Genomic DNA, 21,000 nt, shown 5'->3' with positions numbered 1-21,000 from the left:
TTTGGGGGGGCGAACCTTGGAAAAGGGGCAACTGAACGGTTGTAGCCAGGCCCGGCGCATCAGCTTTTTCCGGGCGACTCCACCTGCAGGCTGCGCACGCTCATGTCGATAAACGCATCCATGTAGGCGAGCGGATCGATATTCTTGACCTCGCATGGCAGGTAGGAGTGCGTCCACATCATCAGCATGGTGACGGGTGCGCTGAGGATGGTGCTGACCAGCACGGCATCGACCTGGCGGAATTCGCCGCGCTGCATGCCCCGCTCCAGCAGGCTGACGATCAGCGCATTGCCGCGCGTGACGACTTCTTCGTTGTAAAACTGCGCCAGTTCCGGGAAATTGTTCGCCTCGGCCAGCATCAGCTTGGTCAAGCCGGCCAGTTTCGTGGCGCCGAACTCTTCCCACCACTGCATCATCACCTTGCGCAACAACTCGGCGCTGCTGCTGTCCGAGGCGGCCATGCTGTCTTCCGCCTCGCCGATCGACTGCACGATATTGTCGCGCACCACGGCCTTGAACAGCTCTTGCTTGTTCTCGAAGTACAGGTACAGGGTGCCTTTCGACACGCCGGCCCGCTTGGCCACATCCTCCAGGCGCGTCGATGCGAAGCCCCGTTCGACAAACAGGTCGAGGGCGGCGGCGAGCAATTCCTGCGGGCGGGCATCCTTGCGCCGCTCCCAGCGGGGCTTGGTATCAATCGGGGCTTGCATGTATCTTTCCAAGTAACTTACTTTTGAGTCATTAATAGTAGACCTGTCTACCGCCAAGGTCAAGCACAGGCCATGCGCGCAGCGCGGGGCACCGCGCGGCACGCCGAACACGGGTATTGTACGCTGCGTGCCGGCGTTGGCGACACCTCCCCTGGCGCCGGACCTCAGGCGCCGGTTGAACCAGAATGCGTTTCAGCCCCCGTTTTGCGCAGTTCATCGCATTTGCGTTCAGTAAAGATAGGCGCTTTGCTATCTTGTCATCGACAGCACGGCAGCCGCGGCGCGGCAGCCGGCTTTTTTCTTGTCCTAAACTATCATAAAGGAAACACCATGCGTACCTTGCTGGCCCTGTGCTGTGCCGCTGCCCTTGGCGGTTGCGCCATCGTCATCAACCCCAACGATGGCGAAGTGCGCTATGCCGACGCGGGTGCCATCCAGGGCAACGAGCAAGTGAGCCGCGACGTGCGCCAGGTCAGCACCATCAACACGCTCGACATCGACAGCATGAAGCGCATCGATATGAAAATCGATGTGCGCGTCGGCCCGGCGACCTCGCTGGTGATCGAAGCGGACAGCAATCTGCAGCCGCGCATTCATAGCGAAGTGAGCGGCAATACCCTGCGCATCTGGAGCGATACGAACATTCGCAGCAGCAATGGCATTCACGTCATCTACACGACGCCGCAATTGAGGAAGATCAACATCTCCGGCTCGGGCCGCCTGGTGGCCAGCGGTTTCAATGGCGAAGATTTCAGCCTGGAGCAGCGCGGTTCGATGAAGAGCGAATTGTCGGGCGCGGTAGGCCGCTTCGACGTGGCCAACAATGGCTCGGGCAGCATCAACGCGGCGGCCCTTGCCAGCGGCAACACGGATGCGGTGCAGAACGGTTCGGGCAACATCCAGCTGGGCAACCTGCGCGGCGAACGCATCAACGTGGCCGTCAATGGCTCGGGCAGCATCAGCGCCAGCGGCACCGTGCAGCGCCTCGACGCCAACGTGAATGGCTCGGGCGACATCAACCTGGCCGCCCTGCGCAGCGACGTTGCCTATCTGGTGAGCAACGGTTCCGGCGACATCGATGTCACCGTCCAGAATGAGGTCAATGCCCGCGCCAGCGGTTCCGGCCGCATCACCGTGCATGGCGATCCGGCCCGCCGCACCCTGTCGGGCAAGCGCGTCAGCATCGTGCGCTAATCGCGCTCTGGCGAAACACGCGGGCCGGCTTGCTATACTGTCGGCCCCTGTCCCTTTTCACTCATCGCCATGCCATCCCCCGCCGTTTCCCTGGCATGCCGCCCATCCTGCGGCGCCTGCTGCACCGCACCGTCCATCACCAGCCCGATTCCCGGCATGCCGCATGGAAAACCTGCGGGCGTGCGCTGCGTGCAGCTGGCCGACGACAACCGCTGCAAGATCTTTGGCCAGCCGCAGCGGCCCGCGTTTTGCGGCGGCTTGCAGCCATCGGCAGAGATGTGCGGCAGCAGCCGCGAACATGCCATCCGCTGGCTGGGCGAGCTGGAACAGGCAACGACACCGCACAACTGATACGCGCACAGGTCACCGTCCGCTATGTTTTCATGCCACGCTGACCTGCATACGCGGCAAAAATGAATGGCTTTGCCGCATCAAGTTCCGCGATCGTGCTGATACTGATCTCCAGATTACCCGTGCCCCAATGCCCGATGGCGGTCACGTCGCGCGCTTTTGGCAGGACGTGCAATACGGGGGCCGGGTCGACGTGCAAATACAGCACGAGGCAATTCTTCTTGTGTATTACCACCGTCGCAAAGTTCTTCAACCGTTTGAAAGCCAGGTACAAACGCAGCTCTTTACGTTCAACGTCATCCCCCAGCGACATCGTGTAATCCTCTAGCGAGGCCAGCAACTGACGCATAGGCTCCGACAGACCTGCCAGTATGTCCACAAATGCCTTGTCCGGTCCCGTTGACTTGTTCGTGCCCACCTCTGCCAGTCCGGCTGCCATCGTTTCCAACCTGGCGGGCGCCGATGTCTGCCGCTTGGAAGGGCTTTTCTTTGTTGCTGGATCCATGCCAGCGCTTGCGGACTCAAGAAGAAGCAGATCCTCTGCAAATCGGCGATAGCGGATAAGTTCGATCGTCCGGCCTATCTGCTGGACGGCATGGCTATCGAACTTGGTAAAGTCAGCCGCAATGCAAATCACCCGCGGCGCGCTCCAGTCGATTGCCTCCGATGCCAGCTTGCCTAGCTTATCGAGGACCAGCAGTTGAAAGTCGGCCTGATGGTCCATCAACCAGTCCAGGTAGTACAAGCCTTGATTGATGACATTTTCACCAACCGACCGTTTGTACTCAAGAATGACCGGGCAATTGTTCTCATCCAATCCAAGGGAATCGATGCGGCCAGCGTGCGTCTTGCCGGTCGAATACTCGCTCGCCAGAAAACGGATACTCAGCAAAGTATCGAGGTTTGCCTCAATCAAGGTCTGCAATGGCTTTTCCAGGTCCGATGCGCTACCTTGCAGTTCCTGGGCTTGGCCATGGGCCAACTTGAAAAGTTTAATGTCGCTCATCCGTCTGTTTCCCTTATTCCTCGGCAAGCAAACACCAAGGTGCATCAAGATATCGGCGATGAGCATAAACGTAAATTTATCTTTTTTGCAAATTCATTTGCAACAGGGATACGGCGGGCAGTCCCTGCCCGCTCCGATCCCGGGCACGATGTCCGCATCAGGTAAACGTTGACGGGCTTTGCACGTTTGCGTATATTTATGCGCATTCATGCACGTTTTAGGAATAGACCCATGTCCGCCACCCTGCTCCTCAAACAACGCCATGCGCTGATCCAGCAACAATTGCACGCCGACGGCCGCGTGCTGGCGCTGGACCTGGCGCGCCAGCTCGACGTGTCCGAAGATACGATACGGCGCGACCTGCGCGAGATGGCGGCGGCCGGCCTGTGCCAGCGCGTGTATGGCGGCGCCCTGCCGCTGGCGCCCGACGGCGGCACCTTGACCCAGCGCAAACAGGAAGCGCCGGAACGCAAGGCGCGCCTGGCGCAGGCCGCCGTGTCCCTCGTGCGCGCCGGCCAGGTGCTGTTTCTCGATGCGGGCTCGACCAATCTGGCCATCGCCGGCGCCTTGCCAGAGTTGGCGCTCACTGTCATCACCAACGCGCCCGCGATTGCCATGGCGCTGATGGAACGCCCGGAAATCGAGCTGATCATGGCTGGCGGCAGGGTTGACCGCCGCGCGGGCGCCAGCCTGGGACCGCAGGCGTTGCGCACGGTCGAGCGCATGCATCCCGACCTGTGTTTCCTCGGTGCCTGCGGCGCCGACGCGGACGCGGGCGTGACGGCGTTCAACTATGACGAGGCCGAATTCAAGCGCAGCATCGCCGGCGCCAGCAAGGCCGTCGTCGTCGCCGTCACCAGCGACAAGCTGGGCACGGCCGCCCCCTTCGGCGTGCTGGCCACGGGCTTGCTGCAGCACCTGGTGCTCGAAGCCGATGCCGACGCGGCCCATGTGGCCGCCTTTCAACGGCTGGGCGTGCAAGTGTTGCGCGCCCGCGCCTGATGTTATCCAACCGACTCTTGAAAAGCTCTCCCATGCATCTCACCGGTACCCTGCAACAACGCGCCACGCGCCTGGTCTTCTTCGCCGCCGGCCTCGGCATGGCCGCCTGGGCGCCCTTGGTTCCCTACGCCAAGTCGCGCCTGGGCCTCGACGAGGCCACCCTCGGCATCTTGCTGCTGTGCCTGGGCGCCGGCTCGCTGTGCGCCATGCCGTTTACGGGCATGCTGTCAAGCCGCTTCGGCTGCCGCAAGGTCATCGTCGGCGCCGGCCTGTTGTTGATCGCCATCCTGCCCGGCCTGGCGCTGGCCGCCACGCCGCTGCAACTGGGCCTGGTGCTGCTGGTGTTCGGCGCGGCCATGGGCACGTTCGACGTGGCCATCAACATCCAGGCCGTGATCATTGAAAAGGCCAATGGCGGCGCCATGATGTCGGGCTTTCATGCGCTGTTCAGCGTGGGCGGCTTCGCCGGTGCGGCCTGCATGGCCCTGCTGCTGTGGCTGGGCCTGACACCGGCCTGGTCCTGCGTGGTCGTGATGCTGCTGCTGTGCGGCGTGCTGGGTGCGGCGCAAGGCCATCTGCTGCCGACGGCGTCCGCCTCGGGCGAAAAGACGCCGCTGTTCGTCATGCCGCATGGCGCCGTCATTTTCATCGGCTTGCTGTGCTTTATCGTCTTCCTGGCCGAAGGCGCGATTCTCGACTGGAGCGCCCTGTTCCTCACCACCACGCGCGGCGTGGAGGAAGCCAAGGGCGGCCTCGGCTACGCCGCCTTCGCCATCGCCATGACGCTGGGCCGCTTCACCGGTGACAAGGTGGTCAGCCGCTTTGGCGGCAAGCGGGTGCTTACTGTTGGCGGCTTGTGCGCGGCGGCAGGCTTCTTCCTGGCAGTGCTGGCGCCGCACGCCAGCCTGGCCATGGCCGGCTTCGTGCTGATCGGCCTGGGCGCGGCGAACATCGTGCCCATCCTGTTCACGGCCGCCGGCAACCAGCGCGCCATGCCGGCCAGCCTGGCGGTGGCGGCCATCACCACCATCGGCTATGCCGGCATCCTGGCCGGTCCGGCCGTCATCGGTTTTGTCGCGCACGCCACCAGCCTGAATATCGCCTTCGCCATGCTGGGCGCGGCCCTGCTGCTGGTGGCGGCCAGCGCGCGCCTGGTGGCGCCGGCAAAACAGGTTTCCTGATCCTGCCTCTTGCCTGGCGGACGGCACTAAAAAGCACCGTCCGTCAGCGCCCAAATCAGGTCGGCAAGCCGCTGTCGTGGTAAGCTTCGACCCCGCGCGCATTGCTGGCGCCACGCGCTCACCCCATCCTGCCACTTATACCCGTACTTATACTCTTTTATACATCTATGGATCTCATTCTTGCGTTAAAAGCCATCATCATGGGGCTGGTCGAAGGTTTTACCGAATTCCTGCCGATTTCCTCCACCGGACACTTGATCCTGGCCGGCAGCCTGCTCGACTTTACCAAGGATGTCTCGAAAGAAGTCATGGATGTCTTCGAGATCGCCATCCAGGCCGGCGCCATCCTGGCAGTGTGCTGGGAATACCGCCAGCGCATCGGCAGCGTGCTGTCCACCTTCAGCACCGAGGTCAAATCGCGCAAGTTCGTGCTGAACGTGGCCATCGCCTTCCTGCCGCTGGCCGTCATCGGACTGGCGATTGGCAAGATGATCAAACATGCGCTGTTCAAGCCCGTGCCGGTGGCCATGGCCTTCATCATCGGCGGCATCATCATCCTGCTGGTGGAGCGCCGCGCGCGCACCAACCCCGTCACCGTGCGCGTCAACTCGGTCGATGAAATGACCGCGCTCGACGCCTTGAAAGTGGGTTGCGCGCAGGCGTTCGCGCTGATTCCCGGCACCAGCCGTTCCGGCTCGACCATCATCGGCGGCATGCTGCTGGGCCTGTCGCGCAAGACGGCTACCGAATTCTCGTTCTTCCTGGCCATCCCGACCTTGCTGGCCGCCACCGCCTATTCTCTGTACAAAGCGCGCGACATCCTGTCGGCCACCGACGTGCCCCTGTTCGGCCTGGGCACCGTGGCCGCCTTCATCTCCGCCTTCCTGTGCGTGCGCTGGCTGCTGCGTTACATCAGCTCGCACGACTTCACGTTTTTTGCCTGGTACCGCATTGTGTTTGGCTTGCTGGTCCTGGCCAGCGCCCACTACGGCTGGGTTGTTTGGGCAGAATAAGGCACTATGAATCAAGATCTTAACCAGCGCGCGCTGCACCTGCTGCAAACCGTTTTCGGCTATCCGGCCTTCCGCGGCCAGCAAGCCGACATCGTCGACCACGTCAGCCATGGCGGCGACGCGCTGGTGCTGATGCCCACGGGCGGCGGCAAGTCGCTGTGCTACCAGATTCCCGCGCTGCTGCGCGATGGCGTGGGCGTTGTCGTCTCGCCGCTGATCGCGCTGATGCAGGACCAGGTGGACGCGCTGGAGGAAGTCGGCGTGCGCGCCGCCTTCCTCAATTCCACGCAAACCTACGAAGAAGCGAGCCGCATCGAGCGCCTGGTGCGCACGGGCGGCATCGACGTCGTCTACGTGGCGCCCGAGCGCCTGATGACGCAGCGTTGCTTGGACCTGTTCCAGGCGTCGAAGATCTCCCTGTTCGCCATCGACGAGGCGCATTGCGTGGCCCAGTGGGGCCATGACTTCCGTCCCGAATACATCAAGCTGTCGGTGCTGCACGAGCAGTTCCCGGACGTGCCGCGCATCGCGCTCACGGCCACGGCCGACCCGCAGACGCGCGCCGAAATCGCCCTGCGTTTGCAGCTGGAAGACGCGCGCCAGTTCGTCTCGTCCTTCGACCGTCCCAACATCCGCTACCAGATCGTGGAAAAGGCGAATGGCCGCAAGCAGCTGCTCGACTTCATCAACACGGAACACACGGGCGACTGCGGCATCGTCTACTGCCTGTCGCGCAAGAAGGTCGAAGAGACGGCGGAATTTTTGAACCAGAGCGGCATCCGCGCCCTGCCGTACCACGCCGGCATGGAGTACGCCAAGCGCAGCGCCAACCAGGCGCGCTTCCTGCGCGAAGAAAACATCGTCATGGTCGCCACCATCGCCTTCGGCATGGGCATCGACAAGCCCGACGTGCGCTTCGTGGCGCATCTGGATCTGCCGAAAAGCATCGAGGGCTATTACCAGGAAACGGGTCGCGCTGGCCGCGACGGCATGGCCGCCAACGCCTGGATGGCGTACGGCTTGCAGGACGTGGTGCTGCAGCGGCGCATGATCGACGAATCGGAAGCGGACGACACCTTCAAGCGCGTGCTGGGCGTGAAACTCGACGCCATGCTGGGCCTGTGCGAAACGCTCAGCTGCCGCCGCATGCGCTTGCTCGAATACTTCGGCGAACCGGCTTCGCCGTGCGGCAATTGCGACACCTGCCTGGTACCGCCCGTGTCCTTCGACGGCACCGTGCCCGTGCAAAAACTGCTGTCGGCCATCTACCGCGTCGACCAGCGCTTCGCTGGCGGCCACGTGATCGACGTGCTGCGCGGCGTGGAATCGGAACGCATCAAGACCTGGCACCACGATTCCTTGTCCGTCTTCGGCATCGGCTCGGACCTGGGCGAAGCGGAATGGAAAGCCATCCTGCGCCAGGCCATCGCACTGGGCCTCGTCTCGGTCGACCATGAACAATACAGCTCGCTGAAACTGACGGACGCCTCGCGCCCCGTGCTCAAGGGCGGCCAGAAAGTGCAGCTGCGCCAGTACCAGAAACCGGTCAAAACCAGCAAGCGCAGCACCAGCGTGGCGAAAGGCTATGTCGAGACGGACCTGTCGACCAGCGAGCAGGCGATCTTCGACAAGCTGCGCTGGTGGCGCGTGGAGACGGCGCGCACGCACAATGTGCCCGCCTACGTCATCTTCGTCGACGCCACCCTGCGCGAAATCGCCAAGGCCAAACCCACCTCGCTCGAGCAGATGCGCGGCGTGAGCGGCGTGGGCGAGAAAAAACTGGCCTCGTACGGCGACGAAATCGTCGCCATGATCCTGGAGATGATGTGATGGAAGCACTCTCGCCCGACCTGATCTATCAGGCCGTGACAATCCTCGGCGCCCGGCCCGATGCCGACGACGCGCTGGAAGCGCAAGTCCGTGCCCTGGTCGGCGACGACCTTACCGTGCGCCGCCTGGCCGACGTGGTGCCGGAAGCCTTCGGCCTGGTGCTGGCGTCGCACCTTCCCGGCGCCGAAAACATGACCTTGCCCGACACCTTCCGCGCCCAGGACGAGGACGGCGAGTGGGTGGAATTCCCCCTGCGCCGCGAGCCGATCTTTGTCGTCGCCCTGGACATCGCCCAGCACACCTTCCACAACGGCCCGCGCGCGCTGCTGCAGAACCTGGCCGAACGCAGCTCCCTGCTGTCGGCCATCAACAAGGGCCTGAACGCGGGCGGCTCGCTCGATGGCACGACGCTTGGCCCGCCGTCCTTCTTCGGCCTGCCCGCCGCGCTGTACCAGGCGGCGGCATCGCCCGATACGCCCTGACCACTTTACTTTGCCCCTGCCCTTGATAACGGAACGCTGCCGCGATGGAAACCAAATGGCTGGAAGACTTCATCTCGCTCGCTGAAACGCATAATTTCAGCCGTTCCGCGGCCCTGCGCCACGTCACCCAGCCAGCCTTTTCGCGGCGCATCCAGTCGCTGGAAAACTGGCTCGGCATCGACCTGGTCGACCGCACCTCGTATCCCACGCGCCTGACGCCGGCCGGCGCCGTGTTTTACGAGCAGGCACTGGAAATGCTGGGGCAGATCAACGGCGTGCGCGCCCTGTTGCGCGGCAAGCGGGCGGCCACGCAAACGAGCGTCGATTTCGCCGTGCCGCACACCCTGTCGCTGACCTTCATGCCGAAGTGGCTGACGGCGCTGGAAGAGGGTTTTGCACCGATCAACAGCCGTTTGATGGCACTGAACGTGCACGACGCGGTGCTGCAACTGGTCGACGGCGGCTGCGACCTGCTGCTGTGCTATCACCATCCGCGCCAGCCGGTGCAGCTCGACCCAGGCCGCTACGACATGCTGGTGATGGGCCGCGAAACCGTGCGCGCGTATGCGCGCTGCGGCCAGGACAAGGTGCCGGACTTCGTCCTGCCCGGCAGCGCCAAGGCACCGCTGCCCTTCCTCTCCTACACCAGCAATGCCTACCTGGGACGCATGGTGGAATTGCTGGTGGCCGATGCCAAGGCCCCCCTGTTCCTGGAAACCTGCTACGAAACGGACATGGCCGAAGGCCTCAAAATGATGGCGCTGGAAGGGCGCGGCATCGCCTTCCTGCCCGAATCGGCCGTCATGCGCGACGTCAAATACAAGCACCTGGCGCGCGCCGACGGCGGCGCGCCAGGCTGGGAAATCGAGCTGGAAATCCGGCTGTACCGCGAACGCCCGTCAAGCCTGCGTCCCGGCAAGCAGATCGTCGAAAGCCTGTGGCAGTACCTGGTGCAGGCACAGGAAAATGCCGCGCGCGGCGGAAAAAAACGCCGGCGCGCGGCTGTCACCGCAACGCCATCCTGATCTCCTAACTATGCAATAAATGCATAACCGGATGCGCACAAAGCATTGGCCGGGGCATGAGGCTATCGCCTACGATGCGGTTCCGCTGCGCGCAGCTGCATCCCGGTTGCGCCTCTAACGTATTCGTATTGTCAGGAGCTTTCAAGCATGACCAGCAAGCACGCACTTCCTTCCTACCTCAATCCTGAAGACCTGGGCCCATGGGGCGTCTACCTCGAGCAGATCGACCGCGTTACGCCGTACCTGGGCAACCTGTCGCGCTGGGTGGAAACGCTGAAGCGTCCAAAGCGCATCCTGACGGTCGACGTGCCTATCGAGCGCGACGACGGCAGCATTGCCCACTACGAAGGCTACCGCGTGCAGCACAATCTGTCGCGCGGCCCAGGTAAAGGCGGCGTGCGCTTCCACCAGGACGTGACCTTGTCGGAAGTGATGGCCCTGTCGGCCTGGATGACGGTCAAGAATGCAGCGGTCAACGTGCCATACGGCGGCGCCAAGGGCGGTATCCGTGTCGATCCGAAGACCCTGTCGCGCAACGAGCTGCAACGCCTGACGCGCCGCTACACGAGCGAGATCAGCATGATCATCGGACCGAACAAGGATATTCCGGCGCCGGACGTCAACACGAATGAACAAGTCATGGCGTGGATGATGGACAGCTACGCCATGATCGGCGGCAATATGTCGACCGGCGTGGTGACGGGCAAACCGATCTCGCTGGGCGGCAGCCTGGGTCGCCGCGATGCGACGGGCCGCGGCGTGTTCGTCGTCGGTTGCGATGCGGCCGCCAAGGTCGGCATGTCGCTCGAAGGCGCGAAAGTCATCGTGCAAGGTTTCGGCAACGTGGGCGGCGTCGCCGCACGCATGTTCGCGGAAGCCGGTTCGAAAATCGTCGCGGTACAAGACCACAAGACCACCGTGGTGCATGCGGGCGGTTTGAACATCCCGCAATTGCTGGCACACGTGGCCGAAGTGGGCAGCGTCGAAGGCTTCCCGGGCGCCGAGGCATTCGTGCCACGCGAAGATTTCTGGGGCATCGATTGCGACATCCTGATCCCGGCCGCGCTGGAACAGCAGATCACGGCTGAACGCGCGCAAGTCATCCGCGCCAAGATCATCCTGGAAGGCGCCAATGGCCCGACCCTGCCGGCAGCGGACGACATCCTGACCGACCGCGGCGTATTGATCGTGCCGGACGTGCTGGCCAACGCCGGCGGCGTGACCGTCAGCTACTTCGAGTGGGCACAGAACTTCTCGAGCTTCTTCTGGACCGAAGAAGAAATCAACAGCCGCCTGACGCGCATCATGCGCGAAGCGTTTGACGCGGTATGGCAAGTGTCGCAAGAAAAGAAAGTGTCGATGCGTACCGCCACCTTCATCCTGGCGTGCACCCGCGTGCTGCAGGCGCGCGAAGTGCGCGGCCTGTACCCTTGATGGCTGCCTGAGAAAAAGCCCAGGGCGTTGTTGCCGTGCCTAGCCCTGGGCATTTTTCAGGCGCTATCGGCTTGCTGGCACCTCATTAAAAAATCCCGCCACACTGACGTGTGAGCGGGATGTTTTCATGGGCGGCGCGTGTCAACTCTTACCAGACAAGGCACTGAAAAACTGACGGGATCTTTCACTCAATCCAGCACCTTCAGGCATACTATTAATATAAACACAAATAGGAATAGCCATGAGCCGAATTTTAATATCCGGAAAAACTGGCCAGGTTGGCTATGAACTGGAACGCAGCCTGCAAGGCCTGGGAGAAATTATCGCGCTTGATCGCCGTCAAATGGACTTGAGCGATCTGCAGCAGGTGCGGGACGTCATTCGCAGTGTGAAGCCGACGCTGATCGTCAACCCGGCCGCCTATACTGCGGTCGACCAGGCCGAGCGTGAACCAGAACTGGCACTGCGCATCAATGGCGAAGCCCCGGGCGTCATGGCGGAGGAAGCCAGGAAACTCGGCGCCACGCTGATACATTACAGCACCGACTACGTATTCGACGGTACCAAGGACGGTGCCTACCTGGAAACTGATCCCCCTTGCCCGGTGAATATTTACGGCAGCAGCAAACTGGCGGGCGAACAGGCCATTCAAGCCACCGGCGTGCGCCACCTTATCCTACGCACCAGTTGGGTGTACAGCACGCATGGTAAAAACTTCCTGCTCACCATGCGCCGCCTGGCCCAGGAACGCGAGGCGCTGAACATCGTTTCGGATCAATTCGGCGCCCCGACCTGGAGCCGCACCATCGCCGACACCACCGCACACATCGTCGCGCAAAGCCTGTGCGCCGCCGACCAGCAGGCGTGGTGGGACCGGCACACCGGCCTCTACCACCTGGCGGCGCAAGGAAAAACCACGTGGTTTGGTTTTGCCGAAGCGATCATGGCACATGCATCGGTGACGAAAAAGCCGCAGTTGTCGCCGATACTGGCGTCGCAGTATCCGCTGCCGGCGCAGCGTCCTGCCAATTCGCTACTGTCGTCGCAAAAGCTGATGGACACCTTTTGCAGCTTGCCGAACTGGCATGATGCATTGCTGCTATGCCAGAACTAAATACATCGGCCATTCTTCAGGCAAGGTAGCCCTGGGGATTCTGATGCTGCCAGCGCCAGTGCTCAGCGCACATGTCGTCGATGTTTTTCTGCGCTTGCCAGCCCAGCAGTTCACGCGCCTTGTCGGCCGAGGCGTAGCGGCTGGCGATGTCGCCAGGGCGACGCGGCACGATGTCGTACGGCACGGCGCGGCCGCTGGCGGCCTCGAAGGCCCGTACTGTGTCGAGCACGCTGTAGCCATGGCCCGTGCCCAGGTTGACGGTAAAGCCCCCCCTCGGTGGCAAACAGGCGGTGCAGCGCCGCCACATGGCCCAGCGCCAGGTCGACCACGTGGATATAGTCGCGCACGCCCGTGCCGTCCGGCGTGGCATAGTCGTTGCCGAACACGGCCAGGCGCTCGCGGCGGCCCACGGCCACCTGGGCGATGAAGGGCATCAGGTTGTTCGGAATGCCGGCAGGATCTTCGCCGATCAAGCCACTGGCGTGCGCGCCCACCGGGTTGAAGCAGCGCAAGACCCCTGCCTGCCACTGAGGATCGGCCGCGACCAGGTCACCCAGGATCTGCTCGACCATCAGCTTGGAACGGCCATACGGGTTGGTCACGGACAGGCGCGACGTTTCCAGGATGGGCAAGGCTTCCGGATCGCCATATACGGTGGCCGACGAACTGAACACAAAACGCTTCACGTTCGCCGCCGCCAGCACTTCCAGCAGCGCCACCGTGCCCGTCACGTTGTTGTCCATCTACCTCAACGGTCGCGCCACGGATTCCCCCACCGCCTTCAATCCGGCGAAATGGATCACCGCATCGATGGCGTGTTCGCGCAGGATGGCGGCCATGGCGGCACGGTCGCGCACGTCAGCCTCGTAAAACGGCACGCTCTTGCCGGCAATGCGCTCGATGCGGCTCATCGCTTCACGCGCGCTATTACACAGATTATCCACGGCGACCACCTCGAAGCCGGCGGCAAGCAATTCAACGCAAGTGTGCGAACCGATGAACCCGGATGCGCCGGTGACAAGTATTTTCTTGGTCATAATGCCAATCAATGCAAAAAATACAAGACCAACGGAATTTCCCTGGCTTGGCTCGTCCGCGCAAGGCAGGCTGAACAATAAAAAAGCCTGCGACGTCACCGCGGCAGGCTTGTTTTATGCATACGGATACGGTCAGGCATGCTGTCAACGCCTGTTTATTTCTTGATGAATACCAGATCCCACACGCCATGGCCCAGCTTCAAGCCGCGGTTTTCAAACTTGGTCAGAGGGCGGTACGCGGGCTGTGGCGCGTAACCATCGGCGCTATTGCGCAATTGCGGCTCGGTGCCCAGCACATCCAGCATCTGCACCGCATAATCTTCCCAGTCCGTGGCGCAATGCAGATAGCCACCTGGCGCCAGGCGATCGGTCAGCTGCTTGACGAATGGCGACTGGATCAGGCGGCGCTTGTTGTGGCGCGCCTTGTGCCATGGATCGGGGAAAAACACGTGGATGCCGGCCAGCGAATTGGCCGGAATCATGTGCGTCAGTACTTCCACTGCGTCGTGCTGCAGCAGGCGCAGGTTCGTCAGCGATTCCTCGCCGATCAGTTTCAACAGGCTGCCGACGCCGGGGGTATGCACTTCGACGCCGATGAAATCTTTCTCCGGCATGGCCTTGGCGATATGCGCCGTGGTGGCGCCCATGCCAAAGCCGATTTCCAAGATGACGGGCGCCTTGCGGCCGAAAACCTGCTCGAAATCCACAGACTCCTTGGTGAAAGGCAACAGGAACTGCGGACCCAGCGTCTCAAGCGCGCGCGCCTGCGCCACGGAGAGCCGTCCCGCGCGGGTCACGAAACTGCGGATGCGGTGTTCGGTCGGATCGTACATCATTGGCCGCGCTGGGCCGTTTGCTGGGGTATCTGAAGACATGGGAATGAAGAAAATAGTGGCCGCGCCGCACGAAGCCAGGCGCCAGCAGAAAATGGAGCGGGTGAAGGGAATCGAACCCTCGTCGTAAGCTTGGGAAGCTTCTGCTCTACCATTGAGCTACACCCGCGAAGCCTGCATTTTACGCGGGATGGGAAGGACTTGGCAAACTCCCGGCGATGTTCACCTCGCTGAAGCCGGCATCAGTACGAGTCACAAAACATTTGCTGAACCACCGATAGCGAGCTGATTTTGTTGACATGGAACAACGTCAATCACAGTCTTCAAAGGGAGTTGCCTGACTATTAGATTAAAATACAATGAATTATTGCATCCATCAATGGTGCAATGCAGACTAGCAGGGGAAATGTTGCTACAATCATGTGATAGTTTAGTATTTCCCCTGTTCAACCTAAAAGGATATCCCCATGAAGAAAATTCTGATCGCTTCGGCAATCCTGTTCGCTTCGACGCAAGCATTTGCTCAAACCACCGCTCCAGTTGGCGGCGCTCCTGTGCCACCAGCAGCTGCTCCTGCAGCTGGCGCTACCGGTGCAGCTGCCGGCGGCACCGTTGCCGGCCTGAGCACCAGCGCCCTGATCGCAATCGGCGCAGCCGTTGCCGTTGTAGCCGGTGCAGCCAGCTCGGACTCGACCACGACTCACCACGGTACCACCACCCATCATTAATTCTTAGCTGCCCAGGCAGCGACAGATAGACTCGAACACCAGTTTGTTCCCAGACTGGGCGCCGAAGTCTGATGCAATGAAAGTCACATCCTCCGTGATGTGCATCTTTCACAATAAAAGCCCTTTTTCATTTGATTGAAAAATGGGCTTTTATTTTTTCAAACGAGTTCTCAGCATACGGGCGCAATTCTGCCTTTAAAGCAGTTAAATATCGCATTCCAGATCATATTTCCGCTATGTATACTCATCGTCAATAAGAATTCTCGTGTTATGCCCATCCAACGCTTCATACAACTGCTTCAGCCTCAATGAAAAACCAGCCTTTCCTCAAACGCATGGGATTTGCCCTGCAAGGCATTGCTGCAGCTTTCCGCCTGGAATCGAGCTTTCGCCTGCAGTGCATTGCCGCCCTCATAGTGATAGGCGTACTGGCCTGGTATAGGCCCGCCATGATGTGGTGGGCGCTGCTCTTACTCAATTGTGGTTTGATATTGGCCGCTGAACTGTTCAACACGGCCCTTGAGCAAATGATCGATCATTTGCATCCCAGCCTGCATCCCAGTATCAAGATCGCCAAAGATTGCGCCGCTGGCTCAGTACTCATCCTTAGTACCAGCGCCGTATGTGTATTTATTGCTTTTTTGATCGACGTAGCGGCGGTCTAAAACGCGTTGAAAAACCAATGCTAGCAATGTACCAGGCAGGCCACGTTCCGCCCAGGCGCGCCAGGCAATGATTTCGCGGTCACAGCAATCCTTCTTGAACACACCGGTCACCACTTCGCCGTTGTCGCAGGCGATCTCGAAGCCGTCCGAGCACCAGCGCTGATTGGGTTCGTCCACCGCCACCACGCCATTGTGCACGCGGCTGCTTACTGGGCGTTTGGGCGCCTTGGGTAGCAGCAAACTGTTTGCTTTCATCACGCGATAAAACCGTTTGTGATTGATTGCTGGCAGGCCCATCAAGGCGCGCGTGCGGTTGACCAGAGCGCCAGCACGGCGGTAGCCATAGGTCAGCGCGCACGGCGTCGACCAGGATGGCGTCGGCAGGCTGGTGGAACGTCTGCATGGTGCGCCCGTCGATCCAGTCCGCGGGGCGAACCAGCAACTGGGCGACGTGTGAGCGCGCTACGCCAAGGGCAGAGCAGACCGGCTTCACTGGTCGTCCTTGCCCGACAAGGGCGAGCGCGCAATCCACTTTTTTCGCGAGCGAACTCGACGGCCTCCTTCAGGATTTCCGCCTCTGCGCGCCTTCCCGTTCGAGCTTGCGCCAGTTGAATAGCTGGCTTGCACCGACGCCGTGCTTGCGCGCCACCAGCGATACGTTCATGCCTGGCTCGTAAGTCTCGCGCACCAGCGCCGCTTTTTCCTCCGCAGACCAGCGCCTGCGGCGCTCCTGGTTCACCATCACCACCTCGATTGTTTTCTGGTTCCTAGTCATATGCACAGTCCTATTCCTATCCGTAAAAATAACGCATAGGCTGTGTCTGGTGAATCAAGGGGCTATTTCAAGCCCCATTGATAACTGCCCCCGAACGCATTCTTGAAGTACGAGGCCATTTGCATCTGGGGACGTGCGTGATATACTTAAATCGGATAAGCCCTGCTACTGCAGTCGATAATGCAGGACGACATCACGCGCATCCCATGAAAGCTGCCCTAGGTGGTCATCGTGGCGAACCGGCAGTACCCAGGCTACGACCGAAAACACTGGATTTGTCTAAGCTCAAGCCTTCACCGACAAGCGCCTGCCCTCACGCATAGATAGCATCAAATGCATGAATAGCAAAACCTGCTTCCTGCTGTGCGATGGGGAGTAATGGCGCGTGTATCTGGCTCTACTGCTAAAAGTCATCGCTTTATAGCGTAGCGCTTACGCGCCGGCCAACTAACGGACGATGAAAAAGTCAATGACGGCACTCAAATCTCACTTAGAATTTGATGACTCCCAACCATTGGGCGTCGCCCCCCCCAAAGATGCGACTGCCGGTAGCTCATATCCAGGATACCCGCAAAGCGTGAGAAAACTGCCGGATGAGCCAAGCGACGACGATCCACCCAGTCATCTTTTTTGAAGCGTTGCCTGGAGTGCATGTATTCATCAAGGAAAAAAACCTGTATCTGGGTTCGATTACCCGGCGAGCGGAGCGACTATTATTTACAGCAAGGCCCGGCGTGACAGGCTTACGGCAAGGTCATGGCAAGAACGTTGTCAACTGCGGTACCCGGATCTACCCTGATACAGGCAGTGGCAAGGCTTGTGCGTTTCAATGACATTATCAACCTGCCTAAACCATGCAGGTCATTTTCACGAGGTTGTGTTCACCGATGAAGAATTATCACCAGGTATAATTTTCCAAAGTGAAAAAAGGATAACAGCATGATTTTAGTTACTGGCGGCGCCGGATTTATCGGCTCTAATTTTGTACGTGATTGGCTGGCGCTCAATGATGAGCCCGTCATTACCCTCGACAAACTGACCTATGCAGGCAATCTCAGCAATCTAGCCAGCCTGAAACAAGATCCGCGACACATCTTCGTACGCGGCGATATTTGCGATACTGCCCATGTCTCGCGCTTGCTGGCAGAACACAGGCCACGCGCCATCGTGCATTTTGCGGCGGAAAGCCACGTCGATCGTTCGATCCACAACCCAGGCGAATTCATTTCAACTAACGTCAACGGTACCTTCAGTCTGCTCGAGGCAGCACGCGCCTACTGGTCGGAACTAAACGCCGCTGACAAGGATGGCTTCCGTTTCCTGCACGTCTCGACCGATGAAGTGTATGGCACGCTGGGGCCGCAAGATCCACCATTTACCGAAACCACGCCATACGCACCGAACAGTCCCTATTCAGCATCCAAAGCCGCCTCCGATCACCTGGTGCGCGCGTATTTCCATACCTATGGCATGCCCGTACTGACGACGAATTGCTCAAACAATTACGGCCCTTTCCATTTCCCGGAAAAATTAATTCCCCTGATTATCAGCAATGCCCGCGCTGGCAAAGCCTTGCCAATCTATGGCGATGGCATGCAGGTACGCGACTGGCTGTATGTAGGAGACCATTGTTCGGCTATTCGGCGTGTGCTGGAAGCAGGCCGCTTGGGCGAGGTCTACAACGTAGGCGGCTGGAACGAAATGGCCAATCTGGAAGTGGTGCATACCCTGTGCGATATACTTGACCGGCTTGACCCGAAAGCCACGGGCAGCTATCGCGAGCAAATTACCTATGTGCAGGATCGCCCCGGCCATGACCGGCGCTACGCCATCGATGCACGCAAGATCCAGCGTGAACTGGGCTGGAAGCCGGCGGAAACATTTGAAACCGGTATCCACAAGACAGTCCAATGGTATCTCGAGAACCAGGCATGGGTACGCGACGTGCAATCGGGTGACTACTTGCGATGGGTGGAAAAAAATTACACGTCACGCGATACGGTACAGGAGGAAAATTGATGAGCAAAGCAATCGAACGCAAGGGCATCATCCTGGCCGGCGGGTCCGGCACGCGTCTGTATCCAGTCACCATGGCAGTATCGAAGCAATTGCTGCCCGTGTATGACAAGCCGATGATTTACTATCCGCTGACCACGCTCATGCTGGCCGGCATACGCGATATCCTGATCATCTCGACACCTCAGGATACGCCGCGTTTCCAGGAGTTGCTGGGCGACGGCAGTCAGTGGGGTATCAGCCTGACTTACGCCGTACAGCCGTCTCCCGATGGCCTGGCGCAGGCGTTCATCATCGGCAAGGAGTTCCTCGGTGACGCGCCATCGGCCCTGATCCTGGGCGATAATATTTATTACGGTCACGACTTTGAGGCGAAATTGCGCGAAGCATCGGCGCGGGCCAGCGGCTCTACCGTATTCGCTTATCATGTACACGACCCGGAACGCTATGGCGTGGTCGACTTCGATGAACAACGGCGCGCCGTCAGCATCGAAGAAAAACCGCTCAAGCCAAAATCGAACTACGCCGTTACCGGCCTGTACTTCTATGACAAGCAGGTATGCACCATCGCCGCAGGCATCGCGCCTTCGCCGCGTGGCGAGCTGGAAATTACCGACGTCAACCGTGTCTACTTGGAACGCGGCGAGCTGAATGTTGAACTGATGGGCAGAGGCATAGCATGGCTTGATACCGGCACCCACCAATCGTTGCTGGAAGCAGGTCAGTTCATCGCCACAATCGAGAATCGCCAGGGCCTGAAAGTGGCTTGTCCTGAAGAAATCGCCTATCGAAAAGGCTACATCGACGCAGCCAAACTGGAGCAACTGGCCCAGCCGTTGAAGAAAAACACGTATGGGCAATACCTGCTGCGTTTGCTCGACGACAAAATATTCTGAGGCGCTCCGCACCTTTTATACCCTATTCATTGATCATGCAAATTCAGACCACAGACATACCTGGCGTATTGATACTCGAACCAACCGTATTTGGCGACGACCGCGGCTTTTTTTATGAGAGCTTCAACAAGAAACGCTTCGCCGAACTAACCGGCGTGACGCGCGAATTTATACAGGATAACCACTCCAAGTCTGCGAAGGGAGTATTGCGCGGCCTGCATTATCAGATCCAGCACCCACAAGGCAAACTGGTGCGCGTCACTGCCGGCGAAGTATTCGATGTCGTCGTTGACGTGCGCAAAAGTTCGGCAACGTTCGGCAAATGGGTCGGCGTCGTGCTGTCGGCCGCTAACAAACGTCAATTGTGGGTGCCGGAAGGTTTTGCCCACGGCTTCATGGTAACCAGTGACAGCGCCGAGTTCCTCTACAAGACCACCGATTATTGGGCGCCGGAATTCGAGCGCTGCATCTTGTGGAACGATCCGGCGATTGGCATCAACTGGCCCTTGGATGGTGAGCCGCTGCTGTCAGACAAAGACAAGGCTGGAACACTGCTGGCCAACGCCGACGTCTTCGCTTGAGCCACACCTGCGGCACAGCATGAATAAGTGTCTTCGATCGCGGGCGGGGGGGGGGGGGTAATCCCCCCACCAAATGATCGCGTTTAAAAGTAGAATTTTCCAAATTCAGATTGTTGAAGGTTCTGCAAGAAGACGTCCCGTTTTACCGATAGCCAGATCATCGCCATCCTCAAGCAAGCCGAGGGCGGCTCACCCGTCCCAGAGCTGTGCGGCGAGCACGGCATCAGCAATGCCACGTTCTATAAATGGCGCTCCAAGTTCGGCGGCATGGACGCCTCGCTGATGGCCCGCATGAAGGAGTTGGAGGACGAAAACCGGCGCCTGAAGAAGATGTATGCCGAAGCGCGCTTGAAGGCCGAGATCGTCGCGGAAGCCCTGACAAAAAAATGGTAGCGCCATCTCAGCGGCGGGAGATGGCGCAATGGGCCGTGGCCCAGCGTTCAGCCACAATCGGACTGGCCTGTCAGGCATTTGGCATTAGCCATCCGCTTGTTCAATGTGATCGACGACTACAAGTCGTGAGGGGTTCGGTATCGAGGTTGATTTCTCATTGCCATCTGAACGGGGCATCCGGTCCCTCGACAGGATCATCGAATGGCGTGGCAAACCCCGGCTTATTCGCTGCGATACCGGCCCGGAGTACATCAGCGCCGTGACGCTGGCCTGGGCCGCCAAACGCCGCATTCGCATCGACTTCATCCAGCTTGGCCAGCCGCAGCAGAATGCTTATGTCGAGCGCTATAACCGCACGGTGCGCTACGATTGGTTGGCCCATCACCTGTTTGAAACGCTCGATGAGATCCAGGATTTTGCAACCCGCTGGCTGTGGACCTACAATCACGACCAGCCCAACATGGCACTTGGCGGCATCACACCAAAACAAAAGCTTGCCTTGGCCGCTTAACCTCTACTTTTAGCGCAATCTAAAAAAGGGGGGGGGGATTACCCGGCAAAGCACGAATAAGCGTCTTCGACCGCAAGCGCGGGCACGGAACAAGGCCTATTGCGTAATCCATCGCGCCGCTACGGCTTTATTGTTGGGCCGACCGAACACGCAAGAATCATGCGTGAACGCAAAGCCGTTGCCTGTTCTGGCTCCGGATCCACGACGCGGGATGCATCTGCTC

Annotated in this window: 21 protein-coding genes, 1 tRNA gene and 2 pseudogenes; 17 read left to right on the top strand and 7 right to left on the bottom strand. The window is 60.1% G+C overall.

The window, feature by feature from the left end; translation table 11 throughout:
• Positions 1-59 precede the first annotated feature (59 nt).
• Positions 60-710, bottom strand: coding sequence for a TetR/AcrR family transcriptional regulator (locus ACP7DW_RS00960; RefSeq protein ID WP_426053769.1), 651 nt, complete (start codon positions 708-710; stop codon positions 60-62).
• A 330-nt stretch (positions 711-1,040) separates the two neighbouring features.
• Between ACP7DW_RS00960 and ACP7DW_RS00955 the strand changes: the two genes are divergently transcribed.
• Both ACP7DW_RS00955 and ACP7DW_RS00950 read left to right on the top strand, forming a co-directional pair.
• Positions 1,041-1,904 carry a head GIN domain-containing protein gene (locus ACP7DW_RS00955; protein ID WP_426053770.1) on the top strand — a complete coding sequence of 288 codons (864 nt, stop codon included), beginning with the start codon at positions 1,041-1,043 and terminating at the stop codon, positions 1,902-1,904.
• Between the two features lie 69 nt (positions 1,905-1,973).
• Positions 1,974-2,255 (top strand): YkgJ family cysteine cluster protein, encoded by a 282-nt coding sequence (locus ACP7DW_RS00950; protein ID WP_426053771.1) that lies wholly within the window; start codon positions 1,974-1,976, stop codon positions 2,253-2,255.
• 22 nt (positions 2,256-2,277) lie between these two features.
• Here ACP7DW_RS00950 and ACP7DW_RS00945 read toward each other — a convergent pair whose 3' ends face one another.
• Positions 2,278-3,261, bottom strand: a complete 984-nt coding sequence (locus ACP7DW_RS00945) for a DUF5655 domain-containing protein (protein ID WP_426053772.1) — start codon at positions 3,259-3,261, stop codon at positions 2,278-2,280.
• Positions 3,262-3,492: 231 nt separating this feature from the next.
• Between ACP7DW_RS00945 and ACP7DW_RS00940 the strand changes: the two genes are divergently transcribed.
• The 8 genes from ACP7DW_RS00940 to rfbD all read left to right on the top strand — a co-directional run bounded on the left by ACP7DW_RS00940 (position 3,493) and on the right by rfbD (position 12,342).
• Positions 3,493-4,263, top strand: a complete 771-nt coding sequence (locus tag ACP7DW_RS00940) for a DeoR/GlpR family DNA-binding transcription regulator (protein WP_426053773.1) — start codon at positions 3,493-3,495, stop codon at positions 4,261-4,263.
• A gap of 32 nt (positions 4,264-4,295) precedes the next feature.
• Positions 4,296-5,444, top strand: coding sequence for an MFS transporter (locus ACP7DW_RS00935; protein WP_426053774.1), 1,149 nt, complete (start codon positions 4,296-4,298; stop codon positions 5,442-5,444).
• A 167-nt stretch (positions 5,445-5,611) separates the two neighbouring features.
• Positions 5,612-6,457 carry an undecaprenyl-diphosphate phosphatase gene (locus tag ACP7DW_RS00930; RefSeq protein ID WP_071075274.1) on the top strand — a complete coding sequence of 282 codons (846 nt, stop codon included), beginning with the start codon at positions 5,612-5,614 and terminating at the stop codon, positions 6,455-6,457.
• A gap of 6 nt (positions 6,458-6,463) precedes the next feature.
• On the top strand, positions 6,464-8,287 hold the full coding sequence (recQ, locus tag ACP7DW_RS00925; protein ID WP_426053775.1) for a DNA helicase RecQ: 1,824 nt from the start codon (positions 6,464-6,466) through the stop codon (positions 8,285-8,287).
• Entirely contained in the window at positions 8,287-8,769 is a 483-nt protein-coding gene (locus ACP7DW_RS00920) for a hypothetical protein (RefSeq protein ID WP_426085142.1), read from the top strand. Before recQ ends, ACP7DW_RS00920 begins: the two co-directional genes overlap by 1 nt.
• Before the next feature lie 44 nt (positions 8,770-8,813).
• Entirely contained in the window at positions 8,814-9,794 is a 981-nt protein-coding gene (locus tag ACP7DW_RS00915; protein WP_426053777.1) for a LysR family transcriptional regulator, read from the top strand.
• Positions 9,795-9,941: 147 nt separating this feature from the next.
• Positions 9,942-11,228, top strand: coding sequence for a Glu/Leu/Phe/Val family dehydrogenase (locus ACP7DW_RS00910; protein WP_071075270.1), 1,287 nt, complete (start codon positions 9,942-9,944; stop codon positions 11,226-11,228).
• Positions 11,229-11,469: 241 nt separating this feature from the next.
• Complete coding sequence (gene rfbD / locus ACP7DW_RS00905) at positions 11,470-12,342, top strand: dTDP-4-dehydrorhamnose reductase (RefSeq protein WP_426053778.1); 873 nt, start codon at positions 11,470-11,472, stop codon at positions 12,340-12,342.
• Between the two features lie 16 nt (positions 12,343-12,358).
• Here the strand turns inward: rfbD and galE are convergent.
• From galE to ACP7DW_RS00890, 3 genes and pseudogenes are all read right to left on the bottom strand, one after another.
• Positions 12,359-13,379 (bottom strand): annotated as a pseudogene (gene galE / locus ACP7DW_RS00900) (UDP-glucose 4-epimerase GalE).
• 155 nt (positions 13,380-13,534) lie between these two features.
• Positions 13,535-14,215 (bottom strand): tRNA (guanosine(46)-N7)-methyltransferase TrmB, encoded by a 681-nt coding sequence (trmB, locus tag ACP7DW_RS00895; RefSeq protein WP_426053779.1) that lies wholly within the window; start codon positions 14,213-14,215, stop codon positions 13,535-13,537.
• 92 nt (positions 14,216-14,307) lie between these two features.
• Positions 14,308-14,381: transfer RNA gene (locus ACP7DW_RS00890), tRNA-Gly, on the bottom strand.
• 298 nt (positions 14,382-14,679) lie between these two features.
• Between ACP7DW_RS00890 and ACP7DW_RS00885 the strand changes: the two genes are divergently transcribed.
• Entirely contained in the window at positions 14,680-14,940 is a 261-nt protein-coding gene (locus tag ACP7DW_RS00885; RefSeq protein WP_426053780.1) for a hypothetical protein, read from the top strand.
• Between the two features lie 308 nt (positions 14,941-15,248).
• Positions 15,249-15,605: a diacylglycerol kinase gene (locus ACP7DW_RS00880; protein WP_426053781.1), complete on the top strand. Its 357-nt coding sequence runs from the start codon at positions 15,249-15,251 to the stop codon at positions 15,603-15,605.
• On the opposite strand, the gene ACP7DW_RS00875 is transcribed toward ACP7DW_RS00880, so the two are convergent.
• Together ACP7DW_RS00875 and ACP7DW_RS00870 are read right to left on the bottom strand one after the other, a co-directional pair.
• Positions 15,534-15,902, bottom strand: coding sequence for a hypothetical protein (locus ACP7DW_RS00875; RefSeq protein ID WP_426053782.1), 369 nt, complete (start codon positions 15,900-15,902; stop codon positions 15,534-15,536). The two genes, ACP7DW_RS00880 and ACP7DW_RS00875, sit on opposite strands and share 72 nt — an antisense overlap.
• Before the next feature lie 265 nt (positions 15,903-16,167).
• On the bottom strand, positions 16,168-16,380 hold the full coding sequence (locus tag ACP7DW_RS00870) for a transposase (protein WP_426053783.1): 213 nt from the start codon (positions 16,378-16,380) through the stop codon (positions 16,168-16,170).
• Between the two features lie 593 nt (positions 16,381-16,973).
• Between ACP7DW_RS00870 and ACP7DW_RS00865 the strand changes: the two genes are divergently transcribed.
• From ACP7DW_RS00865 to ACP7DW_RS00845, 5 genes and pseudogenes are all read left to right on the top strand, one after another.
• Positions 16,974-17,213, top strand: a complete 240-nt coding sequence (locus tag ACP7DW_RS00865) for a hypothetical protein (protein WP_426085185.1) — start codon at positions 16,974-16,976, stop codon at positions 17,211-17,213.
• Positions 17,214-17,319: 106 nt separating this feature from the next.
• Positions 17,320-18,399, top strand: a complete 1,080-nt coding sequence (gene rfbB / locus ACP7DW_RS00860; RefSeq protein WP_426053784.1) for a dTDP-glucose 4,6-dehydratase — start codon at positions 17,320-17,322, stop codon at positions 18,397-18,399.
• Positions 18,399-19,292, top strand: a complete 894-nt coding sequence (gene rfbA, locus ACP7DW_RS00855) for a glucose-1-phosphate thymidylyltransferase RfbA (protein ID WP_426053785.1) — start codon at positions 18,399-18,401, stop codon at positions 19,290-19,292. Before rfbB ends, rfbA begins: the two co-directional genes overlap by 1 nt.
• Positions 19,293-19,327: 35 nt before the next feature.
• Positions 19,328-19,873: a dTDP-4-dehydrorhamnose 3,5-epimerase gene (gene rfbC, locus ACP7DW_RS00850; protein ID WP_426053786.1), complete on the top strand. Its 546-nt coding sequence runs from the start codon at positions 19,328-19,330 to the stop codon at positions 19,871-19,873.
• Positions 19,874-20,029: 156 nt separating this feature from the next.
• Positions 20,030-20,777 (top strand): annotated as a pseudogene (locus ACP7DW_RS00845) (integrase core domain-containing protein).
• The last annotated feature ends 223 nt before the right edge of the window (positions 20,778-21,000 follow it).

The organism is Janthinobacterium sp. PSRC1-1, from assembly GCF_049897525.1.
Lineage (GTDB): Bacteria > Pseudomonadota > Gammaproteobacteria > Burkholderiales > Burkholderiaceae_D > Janthinobacterium > Janthinobacterium tructae.
This window is presented reverse-complemented; position numbering and strand designations above follow the sequence as displayed.